This window comes from Polycladomyces abyssicola, from assembly GCF_018326425.1.
Classification (GTDB): Bacteria; Bacillota; Bacilli; order Thermoactinomycetales; family JIR-001; genus Polycladomyces; species Polycladomyces abyssicola.
Genome location: NZ_AP024601.1, coordinates 1,153,488 through 1,175,920, shown reverse-complemented (window position 1 = coordinate 1,175,920; position 22,433 = coordinate 1,153,488). Strand labels below are relative to the sequence as shown.

Below are 22,433 nucleotides of genomic sequence, written 5' to 3'. Positions count from 1 at the left end.
AATCCCCCTTTGTCCATTTCTATGAGGTTTATGTGCGGGTCATAGGTTCATTCGTTTTTTTGCAAAAAATCCCTTCTATCAATTTGAGGAAATGTAACGTTCATGGCGTGATGAAGCATGTTCAATACCCGAGACCCAAATACGATAATGTATATAATTCATTTACAGGAAATACTTCAAAACCATAAGGGGAAATAGCTAATGTGTTATTTTTTCGCAGACTTAGAGGAGGAAGAATATCCTACTTGGGAAGAGATTAACGATGCAATTGAAAAGTTAGACGGGAGATCATTCAACAATTTTGTATTTGAGATAAATGGCGTAGCAATGATGACGTGTGGAGGAGGAAACCTAATCGAAGCGGAAAGAAGGTATGTGGTCAGTTATGTATCTGCTGACCAAAATTGCAGTCTGATTAATCCTGAAGAGCCAAAAGATAAGGAATACACAATTACAATTCAAACTCCCGATATTCATTGGCTCGTTGGTGTGTGAAGATAGAAGATGTTGTAGCTGCCTTTAAGTACTTTTATGAAAATGAAGGAAACTTGAATCCACATTTACATTGGGACTGTGTTTGAACTTTGATTTAGAGAAATAGAAACTATACTATGATTGTTCATGATAAATAAAGTATGCCCTCAGTTCGGAGGGCTTTTAGGAAGCGGCGAGAATCTCTTAGAGGGGTTCAGAGAATCAAAGGATTTCATATAGATGAGTAGCCAATGGCAATGGTTGAAAAAGGTGGACCAAGCGCCAGTCAAACATAAACCTCCGAGACGGTACCAAATTAGATACAACTACGGATTGGGGATTGTCATGAGGATCAAAATTCCTGATTTTACAACCCTCTTTCAAGATAATGTAAAAATTGATACTTACCTAGGAGAAGGAATGACGAAAAACTCGAAGTGGGCAAAATAAGTCTGTTCTCAGGTCAAATTGTTGCGTGTGATCCTTTCGTTTCGCCAAGCACCGAACCGTTTGTCAACAAAGTTGTTCCAGGTGAATATCCGGTAATCATCAATATTGTCCATTATCTGGATGATGACGACGAACGTATTGGAGCGGCGATGATTAAAATAAAAGAAAGTAAAGTTGTGCGATGGGAAATGGCTTTAAAGAAAGGACAAGATCCGAGTACTTTAGAAGACGATGAAGTTTTTGGTTATACGGTTGACAGCGGTGTAGGATGTTTTATGGACTATGAAACCGCACAAAGATATAAAAAAATATTTCAAGAAAATCCCCATTTTCATGAGTTTATTTTGGAAGAAATGAAAAGAAATTATACTGATACCCGAGATTGGGCGGATATTCAAATAGAACCGTCAGGTAACATGATAACCTTTTCAAGCGGGCTGGGTGACGGATATTATCCATCCTATTGGGGTTATGATGATGAAAATGATATTTGTTGTTTCGTAACGGATTTTGGTTTGTATGAAGAAGATTAAACAAACGTGAACTGTGCGTGGTTCACCAAGAAGATTTTGAGCGTATGATTCTCTGCTAATGACGAATCAGAAAGTCAGGATTTCGAATCTCTCAAGGCAGCAGTAATGAGCCGCGAAGTTTCGCGGCTTTTTCGTTTTACAGTTGCAAATCGAATCAAATTGTAAATAAAGTGCAAACCTTCGTGTCACTATGGAGAAACAGCCAAACAAATTCACATGGCATCATCATCAAGAACCAGGTAAAATGCAGTTAGTTCATGCTGAAATACATAGAGCCACTAACTCATACAGATGAAAAAGATATTTGGGGCGGTGAATGTAAAGCCAGAAAACGAAGTATGAAATTGATTAAAAGTAGGTGATGAAATATGACAAGATGGCGTTATACACATCAACCGGTAGATGTAGAGGTAATAAAAGAAATCGAGCGTCAATTAGGTATCACTTTTCCTGATGATTATATAGAGTTTAGCCGTAATCACCATGGCGGAACAACTGAGGATAATGTAATAAAACTAGACGATGGTGGAGAATTGGTTTTTGGCTGGCTTTTCTGTTTTGATGAAGATAAGTATATTAATATTCTTGAAGTAAACAACGACCTACGGGAAGAACATGGTATCCCAAAAGAAATTATTGCTTTTGCTGATTCTCCATTTGGTGATTACTATTGTTTTGATTATCGTGAGTCAAGAGAAAATCTAAAGATCGTATTTTACGACCACGAATTAGACCCTCAAGAAGAACCTGAAGCCATTGAATATATTTGTGATTCTTTCACCGACTTTCTCTCAAGGTTGAGTCCATATGAAGATGATGAATGAGGTGAATCTTACAATGCCCCTCTCGGGGCCAATTATCCAAACATGGTTGGTAATAGCAAGGTTTATTTCTTCTATGACACGGGTCGGATTCAAGGTGAACCTATTACCTAGATTCGTGCTGAATTACCCCTCGGTCACGATAAAGCTAGATATCACTGGCATCCCATGTCAAGAGAAAGAGTAGATAGATTATTTGAAAAAACCGACAAAATTGAAGAGGTGAAAAAATGAGCTTCTTGAAATATCAGCGGATTCCCTCCAAGCCGTACCCGATCTTTGATCATCAACCTTTAAAAATCCATGCCGGTTGGCGAATTCAGTTTACCTCTCTTTCCAATGATATGGATCCCCAACAAGTTTCTCCTGATGATGAAGACGCATGGCTCGATTTTATGCAGGATCTAATTGTATATCCGTTATGATGATATTGGATCTGGGTTGGTATCCGGAGGGGGATCCGAACGGAGCATTTGAGCTTCAACTGGTTACTCACAAGGACTTCAAAAAGCTCTTTTCCATCGAAACGAGGAGTTTGAACGAAGTACTCGATGGTATCGAAAAGATCACATGGGGTGTCAGCCAAGGGATTCTCCCCACTCGTGATCGTGAGTTTTCGATTGAACTGCTGGTTCCGCCGATTCGGTTGCAGCCGCTCAAAATTTATAGTGGCTGGACGGTTCGACATAACACCTTTACGGAAACTGATCCCCTTGAGCTCCCTCCCGATCGGCCGGAGATGTGGAAGAGCCTGACCGAAGACTTGTTGCGGTTGGAAAATGACGACCATGATGAATTCCGCCTGGGGTGGGAGCCGGCTGGTGATCCCAATGGAGACGGTTCGTCCTACGAGTATTCAAAGACGGTGACAAGGAACATCCAACTCGCACCATCGAAACAAAAAAGAAAGAGGAGATCGTTGACTGGATCGAATGGGCCACCTTAGGCAGGTTGTAGGGAACGTTTTGGGATGAGGAAAACTCCCATCGAGCTCGTGGATCCGATTGAAGATGAAAAGAGTCAGCCCTCCGGTCGGAGGGCTTCAATTATAGTGAAAATCCGACAAGGAGCTTCCAGGCGTTAGCCTGATAGAAGTTATTGATTCAAACGATCTTGATATAAGTCAATATACAGTTGATTATTTGAAACCAATACCATGTAGTTAATATCTTTTGGTGTCAATTTACGCTTATTGAGTTCTGTTTCTAACCACTCCATCGTCAAATTTCTTTGGGTCAAATTTTCGGAAATAATTTCTCCGTCTACGATCAATTCTGCAGGAAATGAACTATTAGATGTTTGAAGCGATAAGTCTTTACGGGTTACTGGAAGATACATTGTTTTTTTAAAACTGATAGTTCCCCGTCCGTTTCCAGTATCGCGCATTCTACTTCATTGATATCAAAGATGTCTTTTCTTCTTAAACTTTGACTTAATACTTCCAAGCTCATATGAATTTTAGCTAGGTTTTTTTCAAGAATTTTCCCTTTATCGATAAGGGTAACCGGTTCTCCTATTACCCACCTTTTTATCGTACGGCTCTTTAAAGCGAGATATAACAACAGAACGGAAAGGACACTAAATAAATACAATAGAAGCTGCTAAAATTAGAGCATTGAGTTTATATTCAAAGGCAAGATTCCCTGCAATCGATCCCAAAGTGATATTCGCGATATAATGTAAGTAAGTTAAACGAGAGATAGCTTGTCTCCCAATAATATGAGTGCTTACGATAAGTAAGAAAACAGAGAATATTGTTCTTAAAATGGTTTCTATAAGGTCAGACATCATTTTCCTCCAATACGTTTTTTCCAAAACGAGGTTAGAATTAAACCGATCCAGTGCAGGTTGATTCAGCAGACCAGTATCCTCCCTCGATCCGTTGAGGGCTGATGAGGCCAAGCCCTGTGTTGCGGGAATTCTATGGACCATCGGCCCAAATACCGTGCCACAAACGGAGGCGGGATCAACATGCTTACCATCAGCATAATAAGATTCATGCACAGGGCGAAAAGCCCTCCGGTTGGAGGGCTAACCTTTGTGTCGTACCCCACAGTAAACTGACAAACGTTTCTACTCGGGCTATTTAGACCTATTACTTTTTCATCTGCAAATCCGTCTCCGCCACCCGTCCAGCTTTCACTTGAACCACTTTGGGCACCGCGCCGTCCACTTTCACCAGATAATAACCGGGAGACAAGTCGGACAAGCCGAAAAATCCACTCCCGTCCGTCTTGCTTTCATACCAATCCCATCCGCTCCCTTTGATCTTAACTGTCTCGCCATCTACCGGTTGTCCCTTGGCATTCGTCACTTTTCCCATCAAATACCCCTTGGTGGGACGGGATTTCCACGGCATGTCCGGAATTTCCGCCCGTTCGGCAAACACCGGTTCTCCGTACGAATTGGGTTGTGACAGCGCCGTGTAGAATGTGTCGTTGGGTATGGTGTCCTTGTTGGTTTCCGCATAGCTGTACAAGCTGACGCCCGCAGCACGATGGCCGTTGGCTGAAGGCATTTGCGCCCGTTTGATCTGCGCCAATGACCCGGATATGGCATTGAGGTACACACCCGGACCGATCACGATCTGCCGACCATACTGGTGATCCTTTTCCCATTCGATCCATTGATCGTACCATAATTTTTGCGATTCTACGTGTTCCCGGTCGTAGTTCATGGGAATGGCCATATCAATAAACCCCTTTTGCAACCAACCGTCCCAATCCTGCATCACCTGCGTGTAAGGGGCGGATTGCCGGTATGCTTCAGGAGTGGAGGGTCCCGCTCCCCAGGCGATCACCGCAGCCGACACTTTGATGTCGGGACGGATGGCGATCGCTTTCAGGTAGACTTTGCGCATCAGAAAGGTGACTTGTTCCCGGCGCCACGCTTTCCACCGTTCGTCCTGCGGGTCGGGCAGGCCGGTGGTTCCCGTCTGTTGTTGGAAGCGCTCCACGCTGACGGGATTGTAACCCCACTCCGGACCCATATATCGCACCAGGTCCAGATGAATGCCGTCCACGTCGTATTGGCGGACGACGTTGAGATATTGTTCCACGGTGTAATCCAACGCGTCCGGATGTCCCGGATCCAGGATGTAGTTGGCACCGTCCCGGTTCACCCCGTCGACCCGGTTCATCAGCCAGTAGTCCCGCCCTTGGGCCGAGGGGCCGTGTGTGTTAAACACATGTTGGGGCGACTTAGGCGGAGTGGCCGAATTCCAGATCGGCAAAGTGGCCAACCAGGCATGTACTTCGATCCGCGGCCGGGCTTGGTGCGCTTTTTCGATCAGGTAGGCCAATGCGTCAAATCCTGGTTGCAACGCAGGATCTTCGGTGCGGGGTTCCAGCGCTTTGTTGAAATACGCATCCCCCCGCCTTCGTACCTGCACGATAACCGCGTTCGCATGCGACTTCTGCACGTCGTCGATCAGCTTGTCCACTTGTGCAGGCGTTTTAAACCCGTCGTGAAATGCGTCCACCCAAAAAGCCCGAAATTCCCTGGGCGGTGCATCCGCCCGAGCCGGTTGCGGAACTAGTGACACCCACAGCCAACCGAACAGGGACAGCCAGACAAACCATTTGCGCATGCGCATCTCCCCCATTACTCCCCTCGTTGGAATTCGGCCAGCATCACGCCGATTCGGTCCTGCAACTGGCGAAGCGAACCGGCGGTGTATCCGTTCATGATCATCGAAAACACCAGCCGTTCTCCATCCTTGGTGTGTACATACCCGGACAAAGCGCTGACGTCGGTCAGCGATCCCGTTTTGGCCCTCAGGTTGTTGGCCGCTGCGGTGTTGCGCATTCTACTCTGCAACGTGCCGTCGACACCGGCTACAGGAAGCGAATCGGTAAACGGAGCCGCGACGGGAGAACGGGAAACGGTTGACAACAGCTGCACCAACTCTTCTGCGGACAATTGGTCCTCCCTGCTCAAGCCGGAGCCGTCAACCAAATCCGCCTGAAAGTTCAGATTCAACTGCCGCAAATAATCATTGACCGCTTCCACGCCAGCCTGTGCTGTGCCCACTCCCTCTTTTTGCAGTCCGAGTACCCGTAGCAACATCTCGGCATAAAAGTTGTCGCTGTTTTTGTTCATATAGCGAACGATCTCAGACATCGGCGGAGACGGGTAATCGCGGATCAGTTCCGCTTCCTGTGGCACCGTTCCAGCCTGTGCTGAACTAGGCTGGTTAAAAGCGACTCCCGCATTTTCCAATTGCTCACGTAACAGTTCACCCGTATACAAATGCGGATTTTCCACGGGAACACGCGTGTAGTCTCCCTGAAAATCCAGGGGCAAACTACCCGATACCCGGATCGTGTTGGTTCCCCGATCACGGGAGATGGAGAGCGTGTTTTCCGATCCGGCGGGACCGGTGACGGCGGTGTTGATCACACGGACATAGCGCGTCTGTGGTGTCAAGCTGAGCCGGATCGGATCACCCACTTGTCCGCCAGGCAAGTAGTCCAGCCGAACCGTTCCCCGGTTGATGGACAAGGCCGTGATCTGCGGCTGGTAGTATTCGTTCTCGTCATCCCAAGACCATCCGCGACCGTAAACATCGTCCGTAAACGCAGTGGTGTCGACAATCACGCTTCCGGTGACCCGCTTGATCCCTGCAGCTTGGATATCGTTCACCATCTGGTGAATCGTGGGCCCTTCCTGCACACGGAGCGCACCTTCCGTGGCCAAGGTGGGGTCGCCTCCCCCTTGCAGGATCAGATCGCCATGAAGCACACCATTTTGAATCGGGCCGGTTCGGAACAGCCGTGTATGCAGACGGTCGTCCGGTCCCAACAACCCCAACGCGGCGGCCGAAGTAAACAATTTGGCATTGGAGGCAGGCGTCAACAGGGCGGGGCCGTTCCGCTCGTACAGCACATCTCCACGATCCAGCGACTCCACCATGACACCGCTGACAACTCCCCGGTAGGGTTCAGCATCCAACAGCGGGTTCAACCGTTCCGTCAACAAATAAGCGTCTTCCGGCGGCAGCTCCCCGGGATCGGGCAAATCCGGATACGTGGTCGCCGCCACCGCGATCCGGTCTTGAAACGCTTTGGACAACGCCTTTTCCTTCGTACCTCTGATCAACACGGCAAAGGCTAATCGTTCCCCGGAACGGGACGTGGTGATGCCAGTCAGACCAAATTCCCCGCCAGTCTTGGCCCGTACGTTCTTTTCCGCAGGGGTTCCCGTCATACGGTCTTTCAGTGTCCCGTCCACACCGGCCACGGGCAAAAATGACCAGAAACGCTCCCGCGCCGGATGCTTGTCCATCGCTGTTAACAACTGGATCAAGTGATGGGGCGCTACCACATCCTGACGGGACAAACCGGACCCGTCCACTTGACGGAAGTCGATGTCCACTCCTACACGTGCGGCGAAAGTTTGAATCGCTTCGATCCCCGCTTCCGCACTGCCGACTCCCTTTTCCGTCGCCCCCAACCGCTTGAGCAACATTTCCGCGTAAAAATTGTCGCCGGTCTTGATCGTCCGCTGTAACAACCGATCCACGGTCGGGGATAGCGTTTGTGATATGCATTTGGCGGAGGAGGGTAACTCCCCGGATACCACCCGGGTGGAGGAAGAGAAGCGAATGCCCACCCGGTTCAGCTGTTCCTTGAATACCCAACCGGTGAACACATCCGGTTCTTCCACCGTTCTTCTTACTGTGACACCGGTATGGTCCTCTCCGATCGTACCGGTGATGACGATCTCATTTTTGGCACGAGTCCGTGTGATGGTCAGTTGCTGTTGGTCTCCCTCCACCGTCTGCGCCCGATTGATCACCTGCACATATTCCGGTGCGGGTGTCACCGTCACACGGGGGGCTTGTCCCGTGTGGCGTCCCGGTGTCACTTGTACGCGCACCGTATTTTGATCCACCGATAACGCCCCGATCTGCGCGCTGATCGGATACGGTTCGTCATCCCACACCCAGCTGGTTCCCAGCCGCACCCGATCAAAATACCGGTCATCGACACCGATATTCCCTTCCACCTTGCGGATGCCCTGGTCTGCGAGCGCTTTCGCCAACTTTCGCAACTGCTTTTCGTCCAATGAAGGGTCGCCATATCCCTTGAGCCATACATTCCCCCGGAAGACCCCACCGGAGCTGAGGGTTCCGTCCAGCCATACCTCCGTAGGGATCTTCGTATCCGCAGACCAACGATCCACTGCCGCCGCGGCCAACAACAGTTTCACCGTTGATCCCGGCACAAACGTGTTGTGCTCCCGCAGTGCCGACAAAGTTCGGCTACGGTCAAGCGATACCACCTCGTAACCCACCAGCATCCCCCTGGTCTCAGGGTTTTCTCGCAGTTCAGCGACGTAGTGTTTGAGCGTCGCATCCAACCGCTGATCCGCCGACGGCGTCTCCGCCCGAGCGGGCAGGCTGATGCCGGAAACAACCAGCAAAACAGCTAACCACACGGCTAGCCATTTGCCCCAACGCTTCATGCGCTCCCCTCCTTTTGACGGCTATCTCCATTCTAACTGAATATTCTCAAAAATTTTATCAAAATTTGTCGTACAGGCCGTAGGAGGGAAGGCAATTTTGATGTGCAATACTTTCGAAATAATGATGTTTATGAATTATGAAAAGTGGGTAATCTTTCATTGCTCATGAAATATCATGGTGTCGGAGGGATCGCCGATGAAACTTCCCGTAAAAGGCGTGTCGGAATTGGTATTGGAAGTGACGGACATGGATCGGGCCGTACACTTCTGGTCGGAAGTGCTCGGATTTCCCGTCGTGGATCAATGGAAGTGGAACCCCGGTACGAGCGGTTTCCTGGCGGAGCAATTCGTGAGTCGCCAACATCCGTATGTCTGGACAACTTGGCTTTATGTCGGGGGAAACACACGGTTGGGGTTGTGGCTTCCCCGGAAATGGACACCAGAGGAACGCCGGATCAAGGAACAACCCGTGACCTCCTGGCCGTCTCCTGAGTTGTATGACGAGGGCGGCAAACATGTGCATTTTGCCCTGTACATTGAGGAAAAAGATTTCGACCGCACCTTTGAACAGTTACAAACGCTCCGTATTCCCGTTACCATCCGGCAATTTGAACCGAAATACCGGGCGCTCTATTTCAAAGATCCGGACGGAAATGTAGTAGAACTGTACACTCGATCCATGGCGCAATCCTATGCTTCTCTGAACCGTGTTTGATTCACTAGGGGTGCTTTTCACCCTGTCCCTGAATTGTTAATCAGGATTTCCAGGCACGTGACCTAAGGGTGTGTCCGGAAAATCTCTCGAAGATTTACGCGACACATCCTAAACTCCCGTATATTTGTCTATCATGATAGATGTACATACCACACCTGTTGAATCAATCTATCTCTCACTTCGTAAATGGCGATTAATTCCAATACCCCTTCGTTTCGTCCGGTGATCCGCTCATGGTCGATCACATAGGGTCCCATGGAAATCCGTTGGATCAACTCGGCATGTATATTGGGATTTTCTTCAAACAGCCTGGTATAATGTTCTCTCATCTCGTCGATACCAAACATGATGGGTTCACAGGGATGGTCGTACACCATAACATATGGGCTGAATACTGATAGAAACAGCTCCAAATCATGGTGGTTGTAGGCTTCCAACTGTATTTGCACCAATTGTTCAGGTGCTTCGGGCTTCGCTGTTTTCATCATGATTGTCTCCTCCCCCACCCCGGTTCCCTTTTTATTCTTTTTTCTCCCCCGCAATTCCTACTGATGAGACGAAACTTTACCAATAATCTAACTGAAAATATATACCATTACGAGCATTTGCTGTATAATCCAGGTGCATCCTAATTGCAGTAACAAGACAGAACTGATACATCTCACTAACACATCCGCCATCATTTTGTGTCCCTTCCCGCGGCTACTTACCATTGCGGCCAGTTACGCAGGAATTCATTGGCGGGCAATTACCTTGATGTATAGCGTGCTTTCGACTCAATACAAAGTTAACCAATTTTGTGTTAAAATCAGGAAGAGTTCAAGGTGATCGAAACCAATGATCAAGGAATTCAAAAAACCGTTCTTTCAGGTTTGTCGCTAAACGGTCCAATTGGGGTGCGACCGCTTCCTCACCTTCTCTAATCACCTTGCCCACCAAAGGGATGTGGCGGCTTGACGCCTATATCCACGATCATTTGCACGGCACCATCTTTGTTGAAGTGAAATAGAGACATAGGTACATAGAGAGGGCAACCGATTCGTCGGTTGCCCTTTTCAAGAATCTGTTGCTACCAGCCAAGGCGGAATGGGGAAATCTGGGTTCGAAAGTTTTTAATGTGCGGCGGTTTGTGGCGAGGAAGGACGGCGATTCCGAGGAGAGGCCCTGGGGGTCGGTAAATTTGGGATTATATCCGTAATTTGACCATAAAACAAGTAGTGATTTCGAATAAACTAAGTGAGCCATTCTAATTTCAATTATGTTTCCTTGCCCCACTATCTCTATTTTGTTGCACTCGTTCTCTTTGCCAAAGGTACGCTACGCCATCCAGACAAATTTTTTCTTCGCCATCTATCTGAGAAAAAAGTCAAATAATCGAATTTACTCCCAGTGTTGTTACCCTTTCAGTTAGATAATTATGTAAGGTGGTTTGATTGAGTATGTGGGTAAAATGGTTAATTACAATAACAACTATTGTCGTAATTATGATCGTGCTATGTTTATATGGATTTAAATTATTTAAAAGTAATGAGTTATTCAATTTTGAAGAGCCTCCTACTCTAAAAGTATCTGTAGGAAACATGGAACTTCCTGTTTTAAAAGGTTCCTATTGTTGGACAGAGAGATCCGGTTTGCTCAAAAAACGGAAATGCCAAAAATACCCTCAATTATTAGAGGATGCGAAAAGTGAACCATATTCAGTTGTCCAGGGAAACCGCCCGCTAGTGATCAAGTTTGATAAGCAGCCGCAGAAAATAGTAGTTTCATTAAATGAGGGGAACAAACAAACGAGTTGGGATATCACCAAAACAGGAATGCTCTCATTACCGCTCTCTCCAAAGAAATATATATATTTGATTAAAGCAGAATGGAAAGAAGGATATGCGGATTATGCAGTTAATATTGAGGTTAAAAAGTAATAAAAAAACAAAGATAAAGCTCAGGAATTATCCTGAGCTACTTGATCAAATGATCCAAAATAGCTGTTCCTTCCCCCTAAGAGGTCATACCTGGGTTTCGAGCGAACTCCTAGGCTTAAGGGCGTTTGAGTCTCTGGTAGAGGGTAACCGTGGCCGAGGTTGCCCTCTTTACTTTTCTCGCTCGCATTTATGATGCGGTGCCGTATGCCTGCAACAGATACATCTTGTGATAGAGTCCCTTATGAGCGATCAGTTCGTCATGAGTGCCCAGTTCCACAATCTCTCCCCGATGCAATACCAGAATCAGATCGGCGTCCTGAATGGTGGACAACCGATGGGCGATGGCGATCGTCGTCCTCCCCTGACGCATGTTTCGTAACGCCTGTTGAATCGCTTCTTCTGTTTCGGTGTCCACATGTGCGGTTGCCTCATCCAACACCAGAATTTTCGGCTCCCGTGCCATGGTCCGCGCAAACGACAACAACTGCCGTTGCCCGCTTGACAGAGAGGCTCCCCGCTCTCCCAGTTCCGTCTCATACCCCCGGGGCAACCGGCGGATGAAAGTATCGGCCTGTACAAACCGTGCCGCCTGTTCTACCCGATCGTCCGTGATATCTGGATCCCCCATCCGAATGTTTTCCCTGACCGTACCGACAAAGAGAAAGGGGTCCTGCAACACCAATCCCATCTGACGCCGCAGTTCCTTGTCGTCATATGCAGTGAGTGGAACCCCGTCGATGAGAATCTCTCCCTGCCGCAACGGGTAGAACCGCATCAGCAGATTGATGATGGAACTCTTACCGCTGCCCGTGTGTCCGACCAGCGCCACGGTTTGTCCTGGTTCCGCTGTGAAAGAGATGTTACGCAAGACTTCGTGTTGTCCGTCGTAGGAAAACGTCACGTTGCGAAACTCGATCCTGCCACGGGTGATGACAGGTGTATCATCCCCGGTTTTCACAGGCGCCAGATTGTTCTCGTCCAGCAGTTGAAATACCCGTTCGGCAGATATGATGGCATTTTGCGCCTGCGACAGTTTCAGCATGATCTGGATGAACGGCTCAAACAATCGCTCCAGCAGGTTCAAAAACGCATACATCGTCCCGATCGACACGAACCCGTTGAATGAACGGATACCGAATAGCGTCAATACCACGATTAAAGCGATGAGGTATATGGCGTCAACAGCGGGACGGAGCAACAACCCGGCCAACTGGATGTTACGCATGTGTGCTCCGTACAGTTCGGTACTGCTTCGCTCAAATTCCCGCCGCATACGTTGTTCCTGACTAAACGCCTGGATAATGGTCATGCCTTGGATCGTTTCATTCAATTTGGTATTGATCTCACTTACCATGTTCCGCACACGTCGGTATACTTGGGTGCTAAAGTGCCGGTACGTCCACATCACACCACCGATGAGCGGCAGAATGATCAGACAGGCGGTAGCCAATTTCACATCCAGCACGAGCAGTGTAACAAAGGCACCGATGATAAACACGATGTTTTGGATAAAAGTAGACAGGACGTTGACAAACAGATCCTTCACCGCTTCCGTGTCGTTGGTGATACGGGAAATGAGCGAACCTCCCGGCGTACGGTCAAAAAAGGACAGGCCCAGACGCTGCACCTTGGCAAAGACGTCAACGCGCAGCTGCCGTACCACCCACTGAGCAATCCGGTGAAATGACAACAGTTGAAAATAGGTTAACACAACCGAAATCACATGCAGGGCGAGATAGCCGGCGGCAACCCCCCACAATACCTCTGCATCCAATTTGCGTGGTGTCAAATAATCGTCGATAAACCATTTGATCCATATGGGCCCGGCCACACTGGCACCGGTCGCCGCCAACAAAGCTACTACCGCCCATCCCAATTCCCTGCGATAAGGTAGAAGATAACGAAACAACCTACGAGAGACCATTCGCCTGTCCCCCCTTCTGCACAAGCGTCTCCATCTGCTGCCGCCGATGCATCATCGCATACCATCCGCTGCGGGCCATCAACTCATCGTGCGTGCCGGACTCCGCGACTTTTCCACCATCCAGGACAAGAATCAGGTCGGCATGTTCAACCGCACTCATCCGATGAGCGGCAATCCATGTAGTCCGATCGGTTCGATGACGGCGAAGCGCGTGCAAAATGTTTTGCTCGGTCTCTGCATCCACCGCAGACAATGCATCATCCAGAATCAAAACGGGCGGATCGAGCAACAGTGCGCGGGCAATGGAAATCCGTTGCTTTTGTCCGCCGGACAAGGTGACGCCGCGCTCGCCTACCATTGTTTCGTAGCCGCGATCAAACCGGAGAATGTCCTCGTGAATGTTGGCCAATCGGGCTGCGGCCTCGATCTCTTCTCGCGTCGCTTCCGGTTTGCCGAAAGCAATATTCTCCGCCACTGTAGTCGAGAAAAGAAAGTGATCTTGCGGCACATAACCAATGGTTCTCCGCAGAGCATCCAAACGGTAGTCAGACAAGGGATGCCCGCCTAATCGGATAACACCGTCCGTCACGTCCCACTCTCTGAGCAACAAACGAAGCAATGTGGATTTCCCGCTGCCCGTCTTGCCCACCACCCCTACTGTCTGGCCGGGCCGAACCTGCAAATGAACCTGTTGCAACGCGGAAGAGGTTTGCCCGGGGTAGGTGAAAGAGTGGATGTGCACCTCCATCTCCGTGGAATGAATCCGGTCCAGTGTCGCCTGCTCGTCGGTGATCTCCGGTTTCACTTCCAAAAGCGAACGAATCCGATCGTACGAAGCGCTTCCCCGCTCCAGAATGTTGATCAGCCATCCGAACGCCAACATCGGCCAAATCAACCGCCCCAGGTAAATGGAAAACTGAGTCAACTCACCAACAGTGATCTCACCCTTCACGACGTAGTAGGCACCGACAGCCACCGTCAGGAAAAATGAAAAACCGACGATTCCCGAGATGGTAGGCTCAAACAAGGCGTCCACCCGGGCTACTGCGATATTTTTCTCCGCCACATCGTGTGTCAGTTTACGAAATGCCTCCGTCTCCGCTTCTTCCAGCCCCATCGCCTTGATTACCCGCACCCCGGAGATGTTTTCCTGCACTTTGTCATTCATCGTGGAAAACGCCTCCTGCGCCCGGTGAAACCGCTCATGCAGCAACCGACCGTAATGGCTGACAGCCCACGCCATCACAGGCAACGGCAACAAGGCGATCACCGTCAGTTTCCAGTGAATCGTGAACGCCATCGTACAAACCACCAGACTGCCCAATGTCAGCGAATCCACCAAGGTCAGCACACCCTCACCCGCCGTTTGCTCCACGGCGCTGACGTCGTTGGTGGCATGCGCCATCAAATCGCCCGTTCGTCTGCGGTGAAAAAAGGAGGGAGGCATACTCGTGAAATGCTGATACAGTCGTTCACGCAACAATTTACCCAGACGCATGGACGCCCCGAACAACATCACCCGCCAGAGGTAACGCAGGAGATAGATCAGCACTCCGGACAACGCAAGCAACATCATCCACATCCCGATCATGCCGGTAGTCGTGTGTCGCTTTCGATGGCATCGACAATCACACCGATCACATAGGGAGGAAACAGTTCCATTAACGCGACCAGAAACAGCGTCAACACACCGATGGCGTAACTCCTTTTTTCCTGACGGAAAAACCAACCAAGTTCCCGGAAAATTCGCAAGATCTCCCCCCCTCTCCACGAATGAAAAGCACAAAAAACCACAGGCACGCTACGCACCTGTGGATGGATCGGCAACCGGCAAAATTGCCGTTTCAGTTTTGAATTCCATCAGGGCGGTATTGTGCCATTCGCTTCCTTTGATTGGTTTTTCCCATCATCCGTAGCATGGCACAACCCTCCCTTCACGAAAGATACAATTGCAATTGTACAAAAAATTTGAATGGTTGTAAAGAGTTGGGTATAGAAAACTTTGATCAACCACTCTGTCAACTATTCCACATCATATATGTATATTAGCTAGAAAGTTCAATACTTCAACGCTTATTTCACAACTAGGAAAGATACCGCTTTCTAAGGATTTGGCCAATCTCAGGAGTTTCTCCTGGGTTCTTTTTTAACATTGAATGATAATGCCCATATCCTCTTTTAGTCAATCAGACGGCCGAGCAACACAAAGTCATAAAACCGCCCATCGATCTGCAGCTCCCTTTTTAACACACCTTCCCCTTGAAACCCCATCTTTTCACACAGACGGATGCCCCGTACGTTATCCAAGCGCGTTCTCCCGTTAATCTTCCGAATCCCCGCCCGAGGACACCAGTCCACTAGTACCTGAATCAATTTCGTACCAATTCCGTATCCCCAATAATCCCGCAAAACGGCAGCCCCCGCCTCTCCCACATGCCTGGTTCGTCGTGTGAAACCTCCGGTAAAGGTCAAGGTGCCCACGATCCCTTCCTGTGCTTCGGCCACCAAAAACAATGCATTGGAACGAGAAGCCATCTCTGCGATGAATCGCTCCTCCTGTTCCACCGTCAAATTCATCTCGTCCGGTTCCGATGTCAAAAAATCCGACTCCATCGCCGCTTGTCGCAGGCAGGAAAGAATGCCTGTGGCATCCTTTCTTTCCGCTTCCCGAATCACGATCCGCTTTTGACGGTTCGGCTCCATATCCCATTCCACCTTTCCCGGATCGATTCATTCAAGGGTACGTCTGATCAATCTCCGGGTATTTTTGATTTGTATACATTTCACAGTCCGTTTATTCCTTTCATCTCCTTTAACCTGATTACCTATGGCGGAGTGTCGTTCTCGTGTGATACCATGTCATTTAGTGAAATCCGCTATTTTGGCAGTGGAGGAGGAACAGGGGACAACCCCTTGACGGACATGAAACAACCGAATCAGATTCGCAATATCGCTATCATCGCACACGTCGACCACGGCAAAACTACATTGGTCGACGCCATGCTGAAACAAAGCCGTATTTTCCGCGAAAATCAACAGGTGGCGGAACGTGTGATGGATTCCAATGCACTGGAACGGGAGCGGGGGATCACCATCCTTTCCAAAAATACCGCCATCGAATACAAAGGGATCAAAATCAACATCGTCGACACGCCGGGGCACGCCGATTTCGGCGGCGAAGTGGAACGTGTCATGAACATGGTGGACGGGGTGCTGCTTTTGGTCGACGCGGTGGAAGGTCCCATGCCGCAGACCCGGTTCGTGTTGCGCAAAGCCCTGGAGCGGGGTCACAAAGCGATCGTCGTCGTCAACAAAATCGACCGACCCAACGCACGGCCGGAAGAAGTGGTCAATGAGACGTTTGATTTGTTCGTCGATCTGGGTGCGACGGATGAACAAGCTGACTTTTCCGTGATCTACACCAGTGCGATCAAGGGATGGGCCGGGACGGAACCGGACCGTTTGGCGGAGACGCTAAAGCCACTGTTTGAACGGATCGTAGCCGATCTTCCCGCACCGGACGTCGACCCGTCAGGTCCGACGCAACTGCAGGCGACATTGATGGGCTACGACGAATACAAAGGGAAAATCGTGATCGGACGATTGAACAGCGGAACCATCCGCCGCAACCAAAATGTCTTGTGGATGCGGGCGGACGGGACTTCCCAACCGCTCAAAGTCGCACAGGTATTTACGCATCGCGGGCTAAACCGGATCGAAGTGGAGGAAGCCACGGCCGGGGATATCATCGCCTTGACGGGATTGGGTGATGTCGGAATCGGGGACACGATCGCCGACCCTGATGATCCGCGACCACTGCCTCCGATCAAAGTGGAAGAACCCACCCTGCGCGTCACGATCGGAGTGAATACCAGCCCGTTCGCCGGACGGGAAGGCAAATACGTCACCTCCCGCAAACTCCGGGAGCGCCTCTATCTGGAGGCGGCCAGGGATGTGGCCCTGCGCGTCTCCGACACGGACTCACCGGACGTCTTTCTCGTGGCCGGTCGGGGCGAGCTTCATCTCGGCATCATGATTGAAAATATGCGCCGGGAGGGTTACGAATTTCAGGTCAGCAAACCGGAAGTCATCATGAAGCGGATTGACGGCCAGTTGTACGAACCCTTTGAGACGGTGGAAATTGAAGTGACCAGTGAGCATCAGGGGGCCGTTGTTGAACTCCTCGGCCAACGAAAGGGACGGATGCAGGATATGCAAATCCGCGAGGACGGAATGGTATTCCTTCAGTATCTCGTTCCTACCCGGGGCTTGATCGGCTTCCGCCAGCAATTCCTCACCGCCACACGCGGCGAAGGGGTGATGAACACCTTGTTCGCTGGTTACGAGCCGTACGTAGGTGAGATTCAGACCCGCAATTTCGGATCGTTGATTGCATGGGAATCGGGTGTGGCCACCACCTACGGGCTTCATGCCGCCCAAGATCGCGGTCAGTTGTTTATCGAACCCAATACCGAAGTGTACGAAGGCATGATTGTCGGCCAGCATATCCGGGAAACGGATCTGGAAGTCAACGTATGCAAGAAAAAGCAACTGACCAACTTCCGGGCCGCCGGATCGGACGACGCCCTTCGTCTGGAACCGCCGCGTAAAATGAGTTTGGATGATGCCATCGAATATTTGGCGGATGATGAATTGTTGGAAGTAACACCTGTCGCTTTCCGTTTACGTAAACGCTACCTGACCAAAAGCGAACGAAAACGCGCACAAGCGGTAAAAAAAGAAGGTTAACAAGTACACACTTTGAAATCCACACGGCTCTGATCCCACCTCCATCACGGCGAGAAGTTCGGAGCCGTGTGCGTTTGAAAATTTATTTCACACTTTTCCGTCAAATGATATGATAGAATTATTAATCAAATCGTTTTTTCTAAGGAGAGAATTTGATGAAAGAAATCGACGTGATCCAAATCGGCGATGTGATTCGGAAGGTACGCAAAAACAAAAACCTGCGTCTTGAGGACCTGGCCGACGAAAACATCTCACCTGCCACAGTGAGCAACATCGAGCGCGGCGTTCCTCATGTCAGTCCCGATAAAATAATGTACCTGCTGGACAAACTGGGACTGACGCTGGAACAGATCCCGCAATTATTGGAAAGTGAAACGCACAGGGACAACAAATTGCTGATCCGGTTGATGGCGATTGAATCCTCCATCGGGTACGGCGACAGCCGCGAACTGTTAACGGAATTGGACGACTTGAATATCGGGGACGATCACAAATTTGCACCCACTGTACACTATTTGAAAGGAAAATGTCATGTCGCCGACGAAAACTGGAAAAAAGCGGAGAAAGCACTGTACAATGCAATCCGACTGGCCAATCAATACAAGACGGAAGAAAAATACAACATCGAAGCCGCAGCATTCTGTGAATTGAGCGTCTGCAGTTACAGACAGAACCATCTCGAGCAAGCCCTTCAATTTGCCGAAAGCGCTCTCAAGACATTTACCGAGGAAGGAGAACGTACACAGATCAAATACATCGCCGCTGCCAACAAAGCTGCTTACCTCGAACGACTTGGCCGGTTGGGGGAAGCGATGAAAGTGATGGAAGATGTATGGAGCCAAATCGAACACATGGACTCTACCGCCGCACTCCGTCTGCGGGAGACCAAGGTCAACATTCTTCGAAAGATCAAAATGTACGACGAAGCGGTCAAAGTGGCATTGGAAGGGATTGAGAAAGCGCAGTTGAACCAGCATATCGACCAGCTCTTCGATTTGTGGTCTAGCCTTGGCAGTGTCTATTCTGCCAAGGGGGATTGGTCCTGTGCCGAGAGCTGTTTCAAAACCGCTCTCAAACTGGGACGATATGTCCGCTCCAAAAACGTACTGGTCACCACCTACACCAAACTGGGCCTCCTGTACATGCATCAGGATTTGCTGGAAAAAGCCCACGATGCCCTCTCCACGGCGATCCGGCTGAGCGACCGGTCCAGCGATGCCATCTCCACCACCGCCGCCTGTTTGGTAATGGGAGATTACCACCTGAAACGGGGCAACACTGAAGAGGCTGCACACTTTTTCAGCCAATCGTTGGACATCTCCCGCAAGTACCAAAACAAGTTCCTTCAACAAAAAGCATTGTTCCGCTTGGCGAAGGTTGCACGAAACAAAAGCCAAGAGGACTTCCTCATTCTGTTGGAAAACATGTATGAGATTACTGCAGATTTGGAAGCGGGCCACAATGAAGAGGATTACGGCGAAATCATGTAACAATACCCGCACCTTTTTGGAGGTAATGGCAGCGAATACGATTTCAGTTCAACATACATAGTAGACCCAGCACCCGTACTGGGATGTCGGGTCTTTTTTGTCCGAATTTTTGAAATGACCGGTGTTCGGGTAGAGATTGTCTCCCGAATTCACCGGCCAATCCTCATGAAGTATCAACACTGCGAACTCCACGCTTCATATAGTTGATCCACCGTGTGGAGATCGGCTAACACGGTTGTGGCCATACCTCTGTGTTCCGTTTCCGCCATTATGAGACGACGCTCTTTCCGGAACACTCCGTTTTCCATCCATTCCAACACACGTTGCACATCTTCGGTATCGGGAAGTCCGCATCCGACGATGGTCGCTGACGGTGTGACGATTCGCCGCTCCGGTTCCATCATGGTGGAAGCGTAAAAACTGTACCGTTTGCCGGCCATATTCTCACCAAAAACGACACGTCCCGACTTCGGCTTGACCAAATACAGGCTGATCCCCAAAGCATCGTGATCCGCCCGGTCCACCACCACGTCCGCATACCCCTCCGGATTTTGCATCGTACGTAAGTGTTCACCGATCACGGCGCGCAAGGGACGAATCGTCCGTCGTTCGAACAGTTGTCGCGTCAACAGCCAATCCTTTTTCCGTTCGGAAGGGTTCGGCAAATAGGGAACAGAAGGGGGCCAATCAAATTCTCCCGGCCAAGAGGCAGCGCACTCCTCGATGCTGATGATTCCCGCCACATGGTCACCGAGTCGACCTTTCAGCCACCGTTTCTGCGCTTCGGATTGGGTGATGATGACCAACCGATCCTGACGCTGCTCGGCAACTTGGATCACCCGCCAACCGAACGGGTCCATCACTTCATCCCGACGCAGACCCATTCCGTAGTACAAGACGACCGACTCACCGGCTCGCTTCAGAAAGGTAGAAGGTGAGCGCTCTCCCCTTTTCCCGATAAACGTCAGCTGTTCCCCTTCACGGGCACCCGCCACCACCAAGAGTCCGCCGTCCTTCAACAGTTGGTAAGCTCTTCCGAATGTGCGTTCTCCATAGAAAGTAGCGGTCCAATCTGCTAGCTCCCCATGATTGCGACACCGAAAATCCTCAATCACCTTTTTCCCCAGCTCCTCCCACCTGCGCCAAGTAGAGGAGTCGGCTGGGATTTTGGTGAAAACACCGCGGTAACGTAAATGACGCAGATCCAATGCCTCGGCATTCCTTTCCTCCGTCATCCGCCTCTCCCGATCCGACGACGTCATCACCGTCACCTTCCCTTCATCATGTTGAACCAAGGTGTAACAAGCCAGCGCCGCACTTTCCTCCAAACCGTCGATCCAGACGCGTCCTCTTTCCCGATGACGAGTAATGCGGTGGGCCATCATCCACGGCAACAAATTGGCTGCCTCCGCAAAAGACAGATTGACCGGTTTGGGAAATACCTGTTCCGCTCCTACCGTTACAAACTGTCCTTCCATTTCTTGTAAACCTCCGGGGATGACGATCACCGCATCTCCTGCATGGATCTCCTTTTCCTCCCTTACTGTTCGCCCTGTCTCCACCACCAAGCCGGAGCAATTGGCCCCACGTGACAATACATACACCAACACTTCTCTCGGACCGGGCCTACGTACGGGGATCACCGTCACCGGATCCGTTGTCCGGTATTGCCAGGACGGAACCGGTGAGATACCCGGGTAAAAAGGGGAATCGGGAGGAAGCAACTGACCTTCGCGAATCCACTGCTCTTCTTCCTCCTGTGTCAATGACCGAACGGTATAGCTCCATTGCGGGGACTGATTGGCTTCCGGCCGTTGGGTTCGTGCAGCCCACCATTTCCGTTCATGAACCAACCCCGTCGAAAATCCTTGTTCATAGCCGGTTTGAATCAAGGACAGGATTTCTTTCAATTGTGTATCCTGATCTCGTATTCCTGCGATGATTCGTTCCCGCTCTTGTCTGCCCAGTATGGTGAACGGCCTTGGGCGCTCCCAATCGTTTCGCCACGCCCTGCGGCGGATAAACGCTTCGGCAAGCGGCCCCTGTCCTGCCGCAGCCGCCGCTTTTGCCCAAGCAACCGCCAACGGCAAGGCTTCTCCTTCACAACATTGGTCTACCCATCCCATTTCCTCCGCTTCCCGCGCCGTTATCGCACGATCGGAGCAAAGCCAGGTGACAGCTCGAACGAGGCCGTCAGCTCCTTTTTGCAAGTGGGCGATTCTTACCAGACGCTGAATGACACCCGTTCCTGCCGGCAGGATAAAACGTGCCGATTCGCTTGCCACGACTGCGTGCGTACATAGGGCAACTGCGCAACCAATCCCAGAGACCGTCCCGTCCACCGCTGCTATCAATGACTTGTTCATCCGTTCCATCAATTCCAATCCCGCCTCGAAGGACTGCCACTTCTCTTGAAGATGGCTGGAGGAAAACAGGAAACGACCGCCATGGCAGGCGAGGATCAATACTTTCAGTTCATCCCGTGCTGCCAGTTGCCTCATCCATCGTACCCATTCCTCGATGGCGGATGAGTCGGACGACCCGGATGTAGGCGACAACACAGCAATCGTACGACCGGGTGAAACTTCCCATTCCATCAGCCGAAAATGGTCAGTAGTATTCACTTGCGGTCGGATTCTGGTTTTGGCGTGGACTGGATTTCCCGAGCGAACGACTTGGAGCGATGCACGCCCATCCGAATCGAAGGCAACAGAGACGGCTTTTCTATGCGTAGAAGTATGAGTGGTCATGGATGATGCCCCTTCCACCGGATTGTTTTATAACAACTCCTGATTATATCTTACTGTTATAATACAAAGCATCATTACACTTTGACAAGGGTTTTGGCGCAATTTTTTAAAAAAAATTACCCCCTTGTATGGGGGCGTTG

At 50.1% G+C, this 22,433-nt stretch carries 19 protein-coding genes and 1 pseudogene; 10 read left to right on the top strand and 10 right to left on the bottom strand.

Annotated features, from left to right (window positions below; all coding sequences use genetic code 11):
- The first annotated feature begins 201 nt into the window (after positions 1 to 201).
- The 6 genes from KI215_RS05920 (at position 202) to KI215_RS05895 (ending at position 3,224) form a co-directional block, all read left to right on the top strand.
- Entirely contained in the window at positions 202 to 495 is a 294-nt protein-coding gene (locus KI215_RS05920) for a hypothetical protein (RefSeq protein WP_212774630.1), read from the top strand.
- A gap of 416 nt (positions 496 to 911) precedes the next feature.
- Positions 912 to 1,457, top strand: a complete 546-nt coding sequence (locus KI215_RS05915; RefSeq protein ID WP_212774629.1) for a DUF4241 domain-containing protein — start codon at positions 912 to 914, stop codon at positions 1,455 to 1,457.
- A 190-nt stretch (positions 1,458 to 1,647) separates the two neighbouring features.
- Complete coding sequence (locus KI215_RS15875) at positions 1,648 to 1,752, top strand: HNH endonuclease (protein WP_246512214.1); 105 nt, start codon at positions 1,648 to 1,650, stop codon at positions 1,750 to 1,752.
- Between the two features lie 73 nt (positions 1,753 to 1,825).
- Positions 1,826 to 2,281, top strand: coding sequence for an SMI1/KNR4 family protein (locus KI215_RS05905; protein ID WP_212774628.1), 456 nt, complete (start codon positions 1,826 to 1,828; stop codon positions 2,279 to 2,281).
- Between the two features lie 227 nt (positions 2,282 to 2,508).
- Positions 2,509 to 2,703: a hypothetical protein gene (locus tag KI215_RS05900; RefSeq protein WP_212774627.1), complete on the top strand. Its 195-nt coding sequence runs from the start codon at positions 2,509 to 2,511 to the stop codon at positions 2,701 to 2,703.
- A gap of 110 nt (positions 2,704 to 2,813) precedes the next feature.
- Positions 2,814 to 3,224 (top strand): hypothetical protein, encoded by a 411-nt coding sequence (locus KI215_RS05895; protein ID WP_212774626.1) that lies wholly within the window; start codon positions 2,814 to 2,816, stop codon positions 3,222 to 3,224.
- Between the two features lie 149 nt (positions 3,225 to 3,373).
- On the opposite strand, the gene KI215_RS16260 is transcribed toward KI215_RS05895, so the two are convergent.
- The 5 genes from KI215_RS16260 to dacB form a co-directional block, all read right to left on the bottom strand.
- Positions 3,374 to 3,616: a YetF domain-containing protein gene (locus KI215_RS16260; RefSeq protein ID WP_212774625.1), complete on the bottom strand. Its 243-nt coding sequence runs from the start codon at positions 3,614 to 3,616 to the stop codon at positions 3,374 to 3,376.
- Positions 3,601 to 3,840 carry a DUF421 domain-containing protein gene (locus KI215_RS16255; protein WP_212774624.1) on the bottom strand — a complete coding sequence of 80 codons (240 nt, stop codon included), beginning with the start codon at positions 3,838 to 3,840 and terminating at the stop codon, positions 3,601 to 3,603. The genes KI215_RS16260 and KI215_RS16255 overlap by 16 nt, the downstream gene beginning before the upstream one ends.
- A 16-nt stretch (positions 3,841 to 3,856) precedes the next feature.
- On the bottom strand, positions 3,857 to 4,282 hold the full coding sequence (locus tag KI215_RS05880) for a DUF421 domain-containing protein (RefSeq protein ID WP_212774623.1): 426 nt from the start codon (positions 4,280 to 4,282) through the stop codon (positions 3,857 to 3,859).
- A 91-nt stretch (positions 4,283 to 4,373) separates the two neighbouring features.
- Complete coding sequence (locus tag KI215_RS05875) at positions 4,374 to 5,867, bottom strand: family 10 glycosylhydrolase (protein WP_212774622.1); 1,494 nt, start codon at positions 5,865 to 5,867, stop codon at positions 4,374 to 4,376.
- Positions 5,868 to 5,881: 14 nt separating this feature from the next.
- Entirely contained in the window at positions 5,882 to 8,746 is a 2,865-nt protein-coding gene (dacB, locus tag KI215_RS05870; protein ID WP_212774621.1) for a D-alanyl-D-alanine carboxypeptidase/D-alanyl-D-alanine endopeptidase, read from the bottom strand.
- A gap of 196 nt (positions 8,747 to 8,942) precedes the next feature.
- Between dacB and KI215_RS05865 the strand changes: the two genes are divergently transcribed.
- A complete protein-coding gene (locus KI215_RS05865; RefSeq protein ID WP_212774620.1) occupies positions 8,943 to 9,461 on the top strand; it encodes a VOC family protein in 519 nt (172 codons plus the stop codon).
- Positions 9,462 to 9,592: 131 nt separating this feature from the next.
- Here KI215_RS05865 and KI215_RS05860 read toward each other — a convergent pair whose 3' ends face one another.
- Positions 9,593 to 9,949, bottom strand: a complete 357-nt coding sequence (locus KI215_RS05860) for a nuclear transport factor 2 family protein (protein WP_212774619.1) — start codon at positions 9,947 to 9,949, stop codon at positions 9,593 to 9,595.
- Positions 9,950 to 10,900: 951 nt separating this feature from the next.
- Between KI215_RS05860 and KI215_RS05855 the strand changes: the two genes are divergently transcribed.
- The gene (locus KI215_RS05855) at positions 10,901 to 11,380 is read left to right on the top strand and encodes a hypothetical protein (protein WP_212774618.1); all 480 of its coding nucleotides are present in this window, start codon (positions 10,901 to 10,903) and stop codon (positions 11,378 to 11,380) included.
- A 187-nt stretch (positions 11,381 to 11,567) separates the two neighbouring features.
- Here the strand turns inward: KI215_RS05855 and KI215_RS05850 are convergent, their stop codons facing one another.
- From KI215_RS05850 to KI215_RS05840, 3 genes and pseudogenes are all read right to left on the bottom strand, one after another.
- Complete coding sequence (locus KI215_RS05850) at positions 11,568 to 13,304, bottom strand: ABC transporter ATP-binding protein (protein WP_212774617.1); 1,737 nt, start codon at positions 13,302 to 13,304, stop codon at positions 11,568 to 11,570.
- Positions 13,291 to 15,056 (bottom strand): annotated as a pseudogene (locus KI215_RS05845) (ABC transporter transmembrane domain-containing protein). The gene KI215_RS05850 and the pseudogene KI215_RS05845 overlap by 14 nt, the downstream one beginning before the upstream one ends.
- Before the next feature lie 426 nt (positions 15,057 to 15,482).
- On the bottom strand, positions 15,483 to 16,007 hold the full coding sequence (locus KI215_RS05840) for a GNAT family N-acetyltransferase (RefSeq protein WP_212774616.1): 525 nt from the start codon (positions 16,005 to 16,007) through the stop codon (positions 15,483 to 15,485).
- Between the two features lie 219 nt (positions 16,008 to 16,226).
- Between KI215_RS05840 and typA the strand changes: the two genes are divergently transcribed.
- Positions 16,227 to 18,053 (top strand): translational GTPase TypA, encoded by a 1,827-nt coding sequence (gene typA, locus KI215_RS05835; RefSeq protein ID WP_212775082.1) that lies wholly within the window; start codon positions 16,227 to 16,229, stop codon positions 18,051 to 18,053.
- 155 nt (positions 18,054 to 18,208) lie between these two features.
- Complete coding sequence (locus KI215_RS05830) at positions 18,209 to 19,543, top strand: helix-turn-helix domain-containing protein (RefSeq protein ID WP_212774615.1); 1,335 nt, start codon at positions 18,209 to 18,211, stop codon at positions 19,541 to 19,543.
- 173 nt (positions 19,544 to 19,716) lie between these two features.
- Here the strand turns inward: KI215_RS05830 and KI215_RS05825 are convergent, their stop codons facing one another.
- Positions 19,717 to 22,293 (bottom strand): enoyl-CoA hydratase-related protein, encoded by a 2,577-nt coding sequence (locus KI215_RS05825; RefSeq protein ID WP_212774614.1) that lies wholly within the window; start codon positions 22,291 to 22,293, stop codon positions 19,717 to 19,719.
- Positions 22,294 to 22,433: the final 140 nt, after the last annotated feature.